Annotated in this window: 11 protein-coding genes; 10 read left to right on the top strand and 1 reads right to left on the bottom strand. The window is 68.5% G+C overall.

Annotated features, from left to right (window positions below):
• Positions 1-188 precede the first annotated feature (188 nt).
• The 10 genes from AB0H84_RS14850 to AB0H84_RS14805 all read left to right on the top strand — a co-directional run bounded on the left by AB0H84_RS14850 (position 189) and on the right by AB0H84_RS14805 (position 12,801).
• Positions 189-1,514, top strand: coding sequence for an extracellular solute-binding protein (locus AB0H84_RS14850; protein ID WP_357603507.1), 1,326 nt, complete (start codon positions 189-191; stop codon positions 1,512-1,514).
• Positions 1,515-1,536: 22 nt separating this feature from the next.
• Positions 1,537-2,427: a sugar ABC transporter permease gene (locus AB0H84_RS14845; RefSeq protein ID WP_357603505.1), complete on the top strand. Its 891-nt coding sequence runs from the start codon at positions 1,537-1,539 to the stop codon at positions 2,425-2,427.
• Complete coding sequence (locus AB0H84_RS14840; RefSeq protein WP_357603503.1) at positions 2,427-3,326, top strand: carbohydrate ABC transporter permease; 900 nt, start codon at positions 2,427-2,429, stop codon at positions 3,324-3,326. Before AB0H84_RS14845 ends, AB0H84_RS14840 begins: the two co-directional genes overlap by 1 nt.
• Before the next feature lie 35 nt (positions 3,327-3,361).
• Positions 3,362-4,453, top strand: a complete 1,092-nt coding sequence (locus AB0H84_RS14835; RefSeq protein WP_357603501.1) for a LacI family DNA-binding transcriptional regulator — start codon at positions 3,362-3,364, stop codon at positions 4,451-4,453.
• A gap of 158 nt (positions 4,454-4,611) precedes the next feature.
• Complete coding sequence (locus AB0H84_RS14830; RefSeq protein WP_357603499.1) at positions 4,612-6,240, top strand: AbfB domain-containing protein; 1,629 nt, start codon at positions 4,612-4,614, stop codon at positions 6,238-6,240.
• Positions 6,241-6,307: 67 nt separating this feature from the next.
• Positions 6,308-7,321 carry a LacI family DNA-binding transcriptional regulator gene (locus tag AB0H84_RS14825; protein WP_357603497.1) on the top strand — a complete coding sequence of 338 codons (1,014 nt, stop codon included), beginning with the start codon at positions 6,308-6,310 and terminating at the stop codon, positions 7,319-7,321.
• Positions 7,322-7,501: 180 nt separating this feature from the next.
• Positions 7,502-9,625, top strand: a complete 2,124-nt coding sequence (locus tag AB0H84_RS14820; protein WP_357603495.1) for a glycoside hydrolase family 36 protein — start codon at positions 7,502-7,504, stop codon at positions 9,623-9,625.
• A 50-nt stretch (positions 9,626-9,675) separates the two neighbouring features.
• Complete coding sequence (locus AB0H84_RS14815) at positions 9,676-11,001, top strand: extracellular solute-binding protein (RefSeq protein WP_357603494.1); 1,326 nt, start codon at positions 9,676-9,678, stop codon at positions 10,999-11,001.
• A 109-nt stretch (positions 11,002-11,110) separates the two neighbouring features.
• Complete coding sequence (locus AB0H84_RS14810; protein WP_319713087.1) at positions 11,111-11,968, top strand: sugar ABC transporter permease; 858 nt, start codon at positions 11,111-11,113, stop codon at positions 11,966-11,968.
• Positions 11,965-12,801 carry a carbohydrate ABC transporter permease gene (locus tag AB0H84_RS14805; protein ID WP_357603492.1) on the top strand — a complete coding sequence of 279 codons (837 nt, stop codon included), beginning with the start codon at positions 11,965-11,967 and terminating at the stop codon, positions 12,799-12,801. The genes AB0H84_RS14810 and AB0H84_RS14805 overlap by 4 nt, the downstream gene beginning before the upstream one ends.
• An 82-nt stretch (positions 12,802-12,883) precedes the next feature.
• Here AB0H84_RS14805 and AB0H84_RS14800 read toward each other — a convergent pair whose 3' ends face one another.
• Entirely contained in the window at positions 12,884-14,086 is a 1,203-nt protein-coding gene (locus AB0H84_RS14800; protein ID WP_357603491.1) for an NAD(P)/FAD-dependent oxidoreductase, read from the bottom strand.
• Between the last annotated feature and the right edge of the window lie 2 nt (positions 14,087-14,088).

Below are 14,088 nucleotides of genomic sequence, written 5' to 3'. Positions count from 1 at the left end.
GAAACGTTGTCTGAACCGGTCTGCCGATATGAGACCGGCAAACTCCCTGTAACACCAGATTTATCCGGGCGACATCTTGCCCCCGGCTATCGCCAGGTTCTACCTTCCATAGAGACCGTTTTCTATCCGCCTACTCCCCGTTTCCGCCGACCCGCGCGGCGCGTTCCGCCCTACGGAGAGGTGTCCTCATGGCCCGTAAGCAGCTGAAAGTCGCAGCTGTGACCCTCCTCGCGACGTCCGTCACCCTGGCCGGCTGCGGCGGCGAGCAACCCGCCGCGCCCCAGAACAAGGGACCGGTCACCATCACCTGGTGGTCCTGGGACGAGCACAAGTTCCTCGACTCGACCGTCGAGAAGTTCAACGCCACCCACGACCACATCAAGCTCAAGGCGGTCAAGCAGGCCGACCTTCCGGGCACCGCGGCGAACCTGCGCAATGCCGTGGCCGCGAAGCAGGACGTGCCCTGCCTGGTGAAGAACTTCGGCGAGGTGCCAGGACTGGCCGGCGAAGGGCTGCTGGAGGACGTCACGGAGGAGTTCGAGCCGTACACAAAGAAGGGCCTGTACAACGAGCCGTCCTACGCCGGCGCGCAGGCCGGCGGCCGCTACTACGGCGTCCCCTCGGGGTTCAACCCGTCGTTCATGATCATCAACCGGGCCGTATACGACAAGTACGGCATCGCGCCGCCCAAGACCTGGGACGAGCTGATCGCGGCGGGCAAGGAGCTGAAGAAGCACGGCGTCTACGTGATGAACCTTGCCGGCGAGGACCCCTCCACGCTGGTCAACCTGACCCAGCAGGCCGGCGGCACCTGGTACAAGGTCGAGGGCGACACATGGAAGGTGGACTTCCTTTCGCCCGAGTCGCTCAAGGCCGCTGAGGTCGTCCAGCAGCTGGTGGAGAACGATCTGGTGGCGAACCAGACCTACCAGGACCGGCCGGCGCTCATCGCCTACTTCGACTCCGGCAAGATGGTGTCCCTGCCCACCTCCACCTGGCAGCTCGGCAACTACGAGCTCAACTACAAGAAGTCGCTGGGCGACTGGCAGCCCATCGACCTTCCGCAGTTCGTCGACGCCCCGACGTTCGTCACGAACGCGCACGGCAGCGCCATTCTGGTGCCGAAGGGCTGCCAGAACGTGAAGGAGGCGGTCGAGGCGGCCGTCTGGATGACGACGAGCAAGGAAGCCGTCGACGCCAGCTACCAGGAGGACACCAAGCAGTACGCCTGGCCGGGCGCCATCCCCGACCCGAGCCCCTGGGTCGACTCCGCGGTGCCGGCGAAGTTGTTCGGCGAGCGCCGTGCCGAGGCCAAGGACGTCATACTCAAGGCGGTCAAGAGCGCCCGGGACCCGTGGGTGGTCGGCCCCAACTACACCGGCGTGTTCACCGAGCTCCAGGACCAGTGGGCGCAGATCGTCACCAAGAAGATCACGGTGCGCGAGGCGCTGGAGCACATGCAGAAGTTCACGGTCGACGACCTCAAGGCCAAGAACATCAATGCCCAGGGCTGACAGCACGGCCACGCCCTCCGTCATGACCTGGCGACGGATCGCGGCGATCAAGGGGGCCTCCTTCACCATCCCGTTCTTCCTCGGGTTCGTGCTGTTCACGGCGGTGCCGATCGTCCTGGCGCTGCGCGAGAGCATGTACACGACCAAGAGCTCCGGGCTCGGGTTCGGCGAGAAGACCATCGAGTTCTCCGGACTCGCCAACCTGTTGAAAGGTGTGCGCGACGAGCGGTTCTGGGCGGGGATGGGGCGCGTGGCGCTGTTCGCGGCGATCAGCATCCCGCTCATCCAGCTCGCGAGCGTCGCCGTGGCGCTGCTGCTCGACGCAGCGACCCGGAAGGTGGCGGCGCGGTTCCGGCTGGCGCTGCTGATCCCGTACATGATCCCGGGGATCGTGGCGACGCTCATCTGGATCTATCTCTACAGCCCCGACGTCGGGCCGCTGACGCCGTTCTTCGCGTTGTTCGGGGTGGACGCCGACTTCTACAGCGGCGAGCTGATCTGGGTGTCGATCGGCAATCTGATGGCGTGGGGCGGCATCGGGTTCAACATGCTGATCGTGTACGCCGCGTTGCAGGCGGTGCCTCGGGAGATCTTCGAGGGCGCCCGCGTGGACGGGGCTTCGGAGCTGCGGATCGCCTGGTCGATCAAGGTGCCGTTGATCCGGCGATCGTTGGTGCTGACGACCGTGCTCAGCATCATCGGCACGCTGCAGATCTTCAGCGACCCGATGCTCTTCCGGTCGATGGCGCCGGAGACCGTCACCCGCGACTTCACGCCGATCATGGGCATTTACGACTGGGCCTTCGCGCAGGGTGACTTCAACTACGCCGCCGCCCTGTCCATCATCCTGGCCCTCGTCGTCGGCCTGGCGTCGGCGATCTTCTACCGGTTCACGAACAAGGCGCCGACCTGATGACCATGACGCTCGACCGCCGTACCGTCACCGGCTCCGCCTCGCGGCAGCCCGGGGCATCGCACAGCAAACGTACGAAGGCGACGGTGCTGTTCGGGTTGATCGCCTTCACCGTGTACTCCGTGGCGCCGGTGTGGTGGCTGATCGTGGCCGCGACGAAGGGGCAGAGCGACCTCTACACGACCAACGGACTGTGGTTCGCCGAGTTCCGGCTGCTGGACAACTTCAGGGAGCTGTTCACCTACCAAGATGGCATCTTCCTGACGTGGATGTGGAACACCGTGGTCTACAGCCTCGCCGGGACCGCGGGAATGACGCTGATCTGCGTCGCCTGCGGCTACGGCCTGGCGATGTACCGCTTCCGGGGCCGCGGCGTGATGATGGGTTGCATCATCGGCTCGTTCCTGGTGCCCCACGCGCTGCTCACCATCCCGTCCTTCCTGCTCTACACGGACCTGCGGATGATCGACACGCCCTGGGCGATCATCGTGCCGAGCTTCTTCAGCGCCTTCTCGGTATACCTGGCGAAGGTCTACGCCGAGGGCGCCATCCCGCACGAGTTGCTGGAAGCGGCAAGGATCGACGGGGCCGGCGAGTACCGCATCTTCTTCGCCATCGGGGCGCGGCTGATGTCCACAGGCGCGGCGACGATCTTCCTGCTCGGCTTCGTGGGATCGTGGAACTCCTTCTTCGGTCCTCTGGTCTACCTGCGCAGCCAGGACAGGTGGACGGTCATGTTGGGCCTCTACTCGTGGCTCAAGATCAAGATGGACAGCTCCACGGACCTGACCGGGCTGGTCGTGGTCGGCTCTATCGTCTCGCTGATTCCCATGGTGGCCTTGATGGTGTCCATGCAGCGCTACTGGCGCTCCGGCGTCACCTTGGGCAGCCTCAAATAGAATGCCGTGGAAAACGTTGTCTATACTGCGGGATCATGGCCAGGAGAGACGAGCACCGCCAGACCACGATCCGGGACGTCGCGGCGCGGGCCGGCGTGTCCGTCTCCACGGTGTCCAGGGTGATGGCCGGCGACTACCCGGTGGCGCAGGCCACCAAGCTGCGGGTGCAGCGGGCCATCAAGGAGCTCAACTATGTGGCCAACACCCACGCGCGCGCGCTGGTGGCGGGCAGCACCCAGACGGTGGCGTTCATCGTCAACGACGTGCGCGGGCCCGCCTTCGCCGCCGCCGTGCACGGGGCCGAGCAGGAGGCGGCCCGCCGCGGGCGACTGTGCCTGGTGTGCACGACCGAGGGCGATCCCGAGCGGGAGCTGGCCGCCATTCACCTCATGCGCGAGCAGCGGGCGTCGGCGGTGATCCTCATCGGCGGGACGGTCGACGATCCTGCCTACCGCACGCGCATGGCCGAGATCGCGCGCTCGCTGGACGCGGCGGGGTCGCGGCTGGTCATGTGCGGCCGGCCGCCGATCGGCGCCGACATGCCCGTCACGGTCGTGGAGTACGACAACGAGGCCGGCGCCTACGCCGCGACAGCTCACCTGGTGTCCCGCGGGCACCGGCGGATCCTTTTCCTGGGCGGCGGGCCGCCTGGGTTCACCACGACCGCGGCCCGGCTGGCGGGGTACCGGCAGGCGCTGGAGGACAATGGAGTGCCGGTCGACCCCGAGTTGATCGAGACGACAGTGCAGTTCAGCCGGACATCCGGCTATGAGCACACGCGGCGGTGGCTGAGCTCGGGGCCGCCGTTCACCGCGATCTTCGCCGAGACGGACGTCGTCGCGGGCGGCGCGATGGCGGCGATCTTCGAGTCGGGTCTGAGCGTGCCCGAGGACATCTCGCTCGTGGGATACGACGACATACCGCTGGCGACGGACCTGCGGCCGCAGCTGACGACCGTGCGCGTGCCGTACGAGGAACTGGGCCGCAGTGCCGTCCGGCTGGCATTGGAACTGAAAGAGGGAGGGGCGCGCAGCGGCTCGGAGCAGCACGTCGTGTTCGGCACCCACGTCGTGGTGCGCCAGTCCGTCGCGCCACCCGCCCATGAAGGTGTCAGGCCCAGGCGGTGACGGCCGTGAAGCAGCTGTCGTCGGCCCCCGCGCGATCTGGGGCGTCAGCCTCGTACTCGGCCGCGCCCGCCGGATGGAACGGACATCCGGAAAAGTGTTATGGGGTCGCCCCGAGCCAGTCTCCTCGGGATGAGAGATCGTCTCGCGAAAGGACTCACATGGTTCTCCATACCAGCCGCCGGAGCATCCTGAAGGCCGCGGCCGGGATCGCGGTGCTGCCGGCGCTGCCCTCCGTGGCGCGGGCGTCGTCGGCGGCGGCGGCGTTCAAGCACCCGGGGCTGCTGCACACCCAGGCGGACTTCGACCGGATCGCGGCCGCGGTGCAGGCGGGAGCGCAGCCGTACAAGAGCGGGTGGGACAAGCTCGTCGCCAACGGGCACTCCAAGAGCACGTGGCAGGCGCGCCCGCTGGAGACGGTGGTGCGCGGCGGGACCGGGCAGAATTACTGGCAGTTCTACAACGACGTGCATGCCGCCTACCAGAACGCGCTGCGCTGGAAGATCTCCGGCGAGAAGGCACACGGCGACGCCGCCCGGGACATCCTGAACGCCTGGTCGGGAATGTTGAAGGCGATCAACGGCAACTCCGACCGGTTCCTGGCGGCGGGCATCTACGGCTACCAGGCCGCCAACGCCGCCGAGCTCATGCGCGGCTACCCGGGCTTCGACGTCGAGCGGTTCCAGAAGATGCTACTGATCGTCTTCTACCCGGTGAACGACCGCTTCCTGCGTGAACACAACGGTGCCTGCGTCACCCACTACTGGGCCAACTGGGACCTGTGCAACATGGCCTCGGTCATGGCGATCGGGCTGTTCTGCGACGACCGGGCCAAGTTCGAGCGGGCCGTCGACTACTTCAAGAACGGCAAGGGCAACGGGTCCATCATGAACGCCATCCCGTTCCTCCACCCGGGCGGTCTCGCCCAGTGGCAGGAGAGCGGACGCGACCAGGCGCACACCATGATGGGCATCGGCTTGATCGGCACCATCGCGGAAATGGCCTGGAACCAGGGCGTCGACCTGTACGGCTACGCCGACAACCGGATCATGAAGGCAGCCGAGTACGTCGCCAGGTACAACCTTGGCCACGACGTGCCGTTCACCACGTACAAGTGGGGCTCCGGCCAGAAGTGCGCCCCCCAGGAGCAGACGGTCATCTCGAGCGCGGCGCGCGGTCAGGACCGTCCCGTGTGGGAGCTGCTCTACAACCACTACGCCAACCGGCGCGGGCTGGCGTTGCCGTACACGAAGGCGTGCGCCGAGCGGGTGCGGGCCGAGGGCGGTGGCGGCGACTACGGGCCGAACAGCGGCGGGTTCGACCAGCTCGGCTTCGGAACCCTGCTGTTCACCCGCGCGGCCGCAGCCTCCGGCGGTGGTGGCGGCGGCGCGCTGCCGACCGGGGTGACGCGCACTCTCCAGTCGATCAACTTCCCGAAGGAAGGGATCGCCGCCGCGGGTGCTCTCGGCGTGCTCGGGGAGGCGGCGCCGCTGCGGATCGTGCCCGGCCTGGCCGACGCCAAGGGCTACTCGTTCATGGACGGGGACGGCCGCTACCTGCGGCACAAGGATTACCGGCTGCGGTTCGACGCCGACAACGGCACCGAGCTGTTCGAGCGGGACGCGACCTTCCTCGCCCGGCCGGCCTCCGGCGCGGGGAGGGTGCGGCTGGAGTCGCTCAACTATCCCGGCCGGTTCATCCGCCACCGCCATCACCAGCTGTGGCTCGACAAGGAGCAGGACACCTCCGCCTTCCGAGCCGACAGCACGTTCATACCTGCCACTTCCTGATGTCTGTAGAACGGCCGCAGGAGCCGCCCGTCTGAGCCGTCACCTCCTGGTATGTACGCTTACCGGTGTGACCCGCCGCCCGCACACCCGCCCTCCCGTCCTCGCGGACGTGGCGAGGGCCGCCGGCGTGTCCGTCCCCACGGTGTCCCGGGTGCTGAGCGGGTCCGCCCCGGTGAGCGCCGACAAGCGCAGGCAGGTCCTGCGCGCGATCCAGGAGCTGGGATACCGCCCCAACCCCGCGGCGCGCGCCCTGGCGACCGGCCGGCGCTCCATCATCAGCGTGCTGACCAGCGACACCACCCGGTACGGCTATGCCAGCGCGATCCGGGGGATCGAGGAGGCCGCCCGCGCGGTCGGCCTGGTGGTCGCCCTGACGATGCTGGACGGTGACGACGAGGAGTCGGCGCGGGTGGCCGTGGACCTCGCGCTCGACCAGCCGCTCGCCGGGATGATCGTGCTCGAGTTCGACATCCAGGGCAGCTGGGCGCTGGCGGCACTGCCCGACACGCTCCCCGTGGCGGCGGTGTCCTCCGCCGGGGAGGGCAGGAGCGTCCCGCGGGCCCTGTTCGACGACCACGCCGGCGCGCGGGATGCGACGAACTACCTGCTCGGACTGGGCCATCGCACCGTGCACCACGTGGGGATACCGGCCTCCGGCCGGCCGAGCGGGCGGCTGCTGGGCTGGCGGGAGGCGCTGGAGGCGGCGGGAGCCCCGGTTCCGGAGATCGTGGAGAGCGACGGGACCCCGCGCTCGGGCCTGCAGGCCGGCGCGCGCCTGGCCAGGCGCGGCGACGTGACCGCGGTGCTGTGCGGCAACGACGAGGTCGCCTTCGGCGTGATCAAGGGCTTGCAGGACGAGGGCTCGCGGGTCCCCGAGGACGTCAGCGTCGTCGGCTTCGACGACCACCCGCTGGCCGAGATCTGGACCCCTTCGCTGACCACGATGAGCCAGGACTTCGCCGAACTGGGGCGCATGGCGGTCGACTTCCTGCTCGGCAGGCTGGCAGGCGTGCCGGTCGCGGCGCCGCGGTCGACCCCGCGCCTGGTCGTGCGCAAGAGCACCGCTCCACCCTCCAGCTGACCTCGGCCCAGGAGCCCTCGGCCCAGGAGCCCTCGGGCCACGCACGCGTGGCCTAAGGGCTCCTTCATGACGTCTCGTGTTGAAAGCGTTATCAGCCCATTTCCCGTGGTCCCCTTGTCACATCGCTTGATAAGCGCTTTCATGACTGAACCGCCCCATATGTCCGGCTTAAGGAACGTGATGACGAGCAGAACCATCCAGTGGCGTCCCGGCTCACTCGACCTGGTGCTCGAGCGGCCCGAAGACGCTCCGGCCCGCATCGCGAGGCTCGCGACCGCGTCGCCCGCACCGAGCGCCGTGCCCCCGTTCCGGGCGCAGCCGCTGGTCGAGCTGATGGTTCTGGGGGAGGGCCGGGGGCTGTCCAACACCCGGTTCACCGACACCGCCGCCGGATCGCGGCTCCGGTTCGTGGACGCCGTCGAGCAGGCGGACGGCGACTGGCGCGAGCTGCGGGTGAGGCAGCGTGACGAGGTGACCGGGCTGGAGGCGACCAGTGTCTTTCGCGCCAGGACGGACGTCCCGGCCCTGCAGACCTGGACAGAGATCACGAACACCGGACCGGCGCCCCGGGTTCTGCAGATGGTGTCGTCCTTCGCCGCCGGCGCGCCGACCGAGGCGGCGGACGACGGCGACCTGGTCCTGTGGCGGGGGCGCGCCGACTGGTGCGCCGAGGGCAGGTGGGCGGCCATCCCGCTGTCCGGGCCGGACGGGCTGGCGGACATCAACAGCGAACTGCACCGGCACGACGGCCGGGGCGCGCTCGTCACGGTGAGCAAGAGCACCTGGTCCTCGGGCGAGTACCTGCCGACCGGCGTCCTGGCGAGCGACCGCACCGGCCTGGCCTGGGGCTGGCAGATCGAGCACAACGGCGCCTGGCGCTGGGAGGTGGACCGCCGCCGCGACGGGGCGAACGCCGTCTCCCTCGTGCTGAGCGGCCCCACCGACCTCGACCACCAGTGGAGCACCCGGCTGCTCCCCGGGGAGAGCTTCGTCGCCGTTCCCGTGTCCGTCGCCGTGTCCGACGAGGGTTGCCAGGGAGCGCTGGCCGCCCTCACCCGGCAGCGGAGGGCGATCCGCCGCGCGCATCCCACAGACGACGCGCTGCCGGTCATCTTCAACGACTACATGAACACCCTGATGGGCGACCCGACCACCGAGCGCCTGCTGCCTCTCATCGACGCCGCCGCGGAGAGCGGCGCCGAGTACTTCTGCATCGACGCCGGCTGGTACGACGACGGCGGGAAGTGGTGGGACAGCGTCGGCGAATGGCGCCCCTCGACCGGCCGCTTCCCGGACGGCGGGCTCGCCCGGGTCTTCGACCACATCAGGGCCAGGGGCATGCGCCCCGGTCTGTGGCTGGAGCCGGAGGTCGTCGGGGTGCGCAGCCCTGTCGCCGCGACGCTGCCTGACGAGGCGTTCCTGAGCCGGAACGGCGAGCGGGTCGTGGAGCACGGCCGGTACTTCCTCGACCTGCGCCACCCCTCCGCCAGGAAGCATCTCGACGAGGTGGTCGATCGCCTCGTGCACGACTACGGCACCGGATTCTTCAAGCTCGACTACAACGTCACCCCGGGGCCGGGCACCGACCGGGGCGCGCTCCAGCCGGGTGAGGGACTGCTCGAGCACAACCGCGCCCACCTGGAGTGGCTGGACGACCTCCTCGGCCGCCACCCTGAGGTGATCTTCGAGAACTGCGCCTCGGGAGCCATGCGGGCCGACTACGCGATGCTCTCCCGCCTCCAGCTCCAGTCCACCTCCGACCAGCAGGACTGGCGGCTCTACGCCGCCATCGCGGCGGCCGCGCCCGCCACGATGCTCCCCGAGCAGGCAGGCAACTGGGCCTACCCGCAGCCGGGGATGCCCCCGGAGGCTCTGGCCTTCACCATGATCAACGGTCTGGCCGGGCGGCTCTACCTGTCGGGACATCTCGACAGGATGAGCCGGGCCGAGCGGGAGCTCGTCGCGGACGGGGTGGCCGTGCACAAGCGGATCAGGACCGAGATCGCCACGGCCGAGCCGTTCTGGCCGCTGGGACTGCCCGCCTGGTCCGACGATGTCGTCGCGCTGGGCCTGCGCACCGGTGACACGGTGCGCCTGGCCGTATGGCAACGCGACGGCGGGCCGCACGACATCCAGGTGGACCTGCCCGGCCTGCGCGGCCGCCGGCTGCGGGTGGAGACCGAGTACCCGGCGACGCTGCCCGGCTGGCAGCACCGGTGGGACGCCTCCACCGCGCGGCTCACGCTCCGTCCCGCCGTATCCGGACCGTCCGCACGCCTGCTCCGCCTGCGGCCGGAGCACTGATCCCGTTCAGCGTGGCAGCCCTCACCTCCCACCACACATCAGGAGAATCCATGAAGACGCGAGGCCTTACCCGCGCGGCGGCCGCCGCCACGTGCGGGGCTCTGCTGCTGGCCGGCTGCTCGGCGGGCAACCCCGGGACGTCCTCAGACACAGCCGGACCGGTCGCCACGACCTGGCCCGACCCGGGCGCCGGCCTGCAGGGGGTGACCCTCACCCTGTGGATGTCGACGCAGACCGCCGCGATGGCCGACAACGTCATCAAGGCGTTCGAGGCCAAGACCGGAGCGAAGATCACCAAGGTCGTCATTCCCGACGTCTACGAGACCAACGCGCCGACCAAGCTGGCCACGGGCGCCAAACCGGACCTCGCGACCTGGCAGCCGACCGGCAGCATGCTCGCGCTGCTCAAGCCCTCCACCGACCTGCAGAGCCTGGACGGCGCGCCGTGGCTGGCCAAGCAGACGCCGGCCATCCAGAAGCTGGGCCTGGTGAACGGGCATCACTACGCGGCCTTCGTCAACGTCCCCTCCGTTCTCGGTGTCTTCTACAACAAGTCGGTGTTCCAGAAGGCGGGGATCACGAGCCCGCCCAAGAACTTCAGCGAGTTGCTCGCCGACGCCCAGAAGATCAAGACGAAGGGGGTGGCGCCGTTCTTCGGCGCCGCCGGCGACCAGTGGCCCACCCAGTGGTGGCCGCAGGTCCTGCTGGCCGAGGCGTCGAAGAAGGGCCTGTGGGAGCGGGTCAGCCAGAACAAGGAGAAGTTCACCGATCCGGAGATCCTCGGCGCCGTCCGGCAGTTCCAGGACATGGTGAAGCAGGGCCTGTTCAACAAGGACGACAAGACCTCCAAGTACACCGAGTCCGGCCCGGCCCTGCTCAAGGGCGAGGCGGCGATGGTGCTGCAGCTCACCTCGTTCGCGTCGCTGATGCAGTCGACGGCGGACACGGCGACCATAGACCGGGAGATCGGCTGGTTCCCGATCTCCAAGGACGGCAACATCGCCACGTCGGTGCCCGGCGGTGACAACGCCCTGGTCGCCTTCAAGACCGGAGACCCGAAGCGGGAGTCGGGCGCCCGGCAGTTCCTGCGGTTCTGGCTGGAGACGTACTACCCCGACTACGTGAAGTCCGCCGGCACCGTGTCGATCGAGCCTGCCGTACCGACTCCCGCCGGGGTGCCGGAGGTCGTGAAGCAGGCCACGGCCGCGCTGGGCGACGCGGCCGGCTCGATGCAGCAGAACGCCGCGGTGAACCCGGACTTCTACGTGAACCTGGCGAACATGGTCAACGGGACCATGACCCCCGAACAGGTGACCTCCACTACACAATCGCAGTTCGCCCAGCTCGCCCAGGCACTCGGGATCCAGGGCTTCTGACGGCGGCGGGGGCACGGAGCCCCTCCCGCCCCCACCACACTGAGAGGCATGCAGGATCGCCATGATCCCTTCTCTTTCGGCCGCTTCCGGTCGCTCGCCGCGGCGAGCGGTGTTGTACCCGAGCTCGTTCCTCGCTCCGGCGTTCGCCGTGCTGGCCGTCTTCTTCTTCCTGCCGACCGTCTTCAACTTCGTCTACGCCTTCACGGACTGGTCGGCCTTCCATGACGACATCCGCCCCGTGGGGCTGGCGAACGTCAAGGCGGTGCTGTCCAACGGCGCCCTGCTGTCGTCACTGCGGATCACCATCGTCTACGCGGTCCTGGTGGCGATCATGCAGACGGGGTTCGGGCTGGGGCTCGCCCTGCTCCTGGAGCGCGACACCCGGATCAACCGGTTCGCCAGGGTCGTCTTCTTCATCCCGGTGCTGATGTCCGCCCTGGCGGTGGGGTACACCTTCCAGGCGCTCCTCAAGCCCGACGGTCCGCTCAACGGGCTCCTCGGCGCTCTCATCGGCCAGCAGGTGACGATCCCCTGGCTCGGCAGCACCACGTGGACGGTGGTGACGGTGGCCTTCGTGAACTCCTGGAAGTGGATGGGGCTGGCGATGGTGATCTTCCTCGCCGGTCTCAAGACGATCCCGGCCGACGTGCTCGAGGCGGCCAGGATCGACGGCGCCGGAAGGTGGCGGACCTTCAGATCCATCCGGTTCCCGCTGATCGCCCCCGCGGTGACCTTCAACGTCGCGACCGCGCTGCTGGGCTCCTTCAACGGGTTCGACACGATCCTGGCGACCACAGGAGGAGGGCCCGCACAGCAGACCGAGGTGCTCGACATCTACATCTTCCGCGTCTACGGCAACGGCCTGTTCGCCCAGGCGACCACGATGAGTCTCGCCCTCCTGCTCCTGGTCGCCCTGCTGGCCTTCCCCGTCATCGGCTACCTGCGCAAGAGGGAGCGCGTCCTGTGAGGAACTCTGCCCGGGCCTGGTCCCGCCTCGTTCACCCGGCCGTCGTCATCGTCCTGGCCGCCGTCGTCATCGGGATCCCGCTCTGGCTGGCCCTGGTGACCTCCGCCAAGTCGCAAGGCGAGGCGAACCTGCCCGACCTGTCCCTCCCACGGGTGTGGCACCTGTGGGACAACTACTCCCAGGCGTTCTCGCAGGGCCACATGCTGTGGGCGCTGTTCGGCAGCCTGCTGGTCATGGTGCCGTCCGTCGCCGGGGTGCTGATCTTCGGCTCGCTGGCTTCATGGGTGCTGGCTCGGCGGACCGGGCGCGTCATGGCCGTGCTCTACTCGGCTGCGATCAGCGGGATCATCCTGCCTCCGGCCGTCGTCACGATCGTGCTGCTGCTCCGGCAACTCCACCTGGCCAGCACGCCGACCGGCATGGTGCTGGTCTACATGGGCATGTACATGTCGCTGGTGATCTTCTTCGTCACCGGTTTCGTGCGGACCATACCGGTCGAGGTGGAGGAAGCGGCCCGCATGGACGGCGCACGGCCGCTCGGCATCTTCATCAAGGTCGTCCTGCCGCTGCTGCGCCCGGTCATCGCGACCGCCACGATCCTCATCTGCCTCTACATCTGGAACGACGTCTTCTACGCCTTCTTCGTGCTCGGCGGAGGGACGTACTCGACGCTTCCCCTGAACCTGTACTCGGTGGCGAGCAGCAACCTGTATCAGAACAACTGGAACCTCGTTTTCGCCTACGTCGTGCTCATGAGCCTGCCGCTGATCGTCGTCTTCGTCGTCGCCCAGAGACGGATCATCTCCGGCATCACCGGAGGAGCCGTCAAGTGACGGTGGTCCACTGCCGGCCGCCGCGAACGGGGTGGTCGCGTTCATCGGGTCTCCCGTGCGGAGCGCGCAGCAGGTCGGAGCCTCACGCGCTCCCCTGTCCTGCGACGCTCAGCTCGTCGACGATCTCACTCCACCGCTTGCGCAGTTCGGCCTGGCCGAGGCTCAGCTCCTCGAAGCGGTCGCGGAACCAGCTGGTCCCGCCGCCGACCGGCCAGAATCCACTGCCCAGTTTGCGCTGAGCCGCCTGGAACTCATCGATGAAGGGGCGTCTGACCCGGACGAACGCATCGAGCTGCTCGGTGCCGCCGGCCTCATCGTCGGAGCGAATGGCCTCGCCCACCAGCAGCGCGTCCTGGAGTGAGGTGTTGAGCCCCTGCCCACCGACGTTGTACATGCCATGCGAGCTGTCCCCGAGCAGGATCACCCCGTCCTGTCGCCACGTCGGCGTGTGGACGATCTGCGGGGGAATGCTGATGATCTTGGCGGGATCGGCGTGGGAGCGCAGTGCCGTGGTGAGGATGTCGTCCTGCGCGCTCACCGTCCTCATCGCCCAGTCGACAACCGTCTGGGCTGTCGCGTCGCGGTCGGCGAGATGGGCGAACACGTACGTCGTCCCAGGGGCGGCGCCCGGGACGGTCGTGGCCATCCCGTCAGGGCGGCGATGGACGCGTATCGTGCGCGGATACCCCTCGGGCGTCGGGACGGGGACGAGCGAGAGCTGATGGTCCCCGCCCTCGATCCGGGCCTTGATGCCGGCGAGCCGGCGCGTCTCGGAGAGCTTCCCGTCCGCGGCGACGATCCAGCGCGAGTCGATCCGATGTGGCGTTTCCGCTCCGTTCACCTCCCTGATGACGATGCTGCACCGGCCGGGACGCATGCTGTCCATCTGCTGGACGGCGGCTCCCGTACGTACGGCGACCGAAGGATGCCGACGCACCCTGTCCAGTAGCAGCTTTCTGAGCATGCCCTGCGTGATGTTCAGCGCATGGTCCGCCGGGGTGTCCGCGAGGTCGGCGAAAGGGCCGGAGAATATCTTCCCTTGAGGGCCGTACTCCTCGATCGTGGTGATGGCGCCTTCCTGCTCCGCCGAGTGCTCGAAGGCGACAAGCCTGTGCAGCAGATCCAGGGTCACCGGCTGCAGAAGGGCACCTTGGCGGCTCAGCGTCGGGTCGTCCTGCCTTTCAACGATCGTCACCGACATCCCCCGCCTTGCCAGGACCTCCGTGAGCACCAGGCCCGCGGGCCCGGCGCCGATGACGGCGACGTCTGTACGTGAGTTCTCCATGG

It is taken from the genome of Nonomuraea sp. NPDC050786 (genome assembly GCF_040654115.1).
In the GTDB taxonomy this organism is placed as follows: Bacteria; Actinomycetota; Actinomycetes; order Streptosporangiales; family Streptosporangiaceae; genus Nonomuraea.
This window is presented reverse-complemented; position numbering and strand designations above follow the sequence as displayed.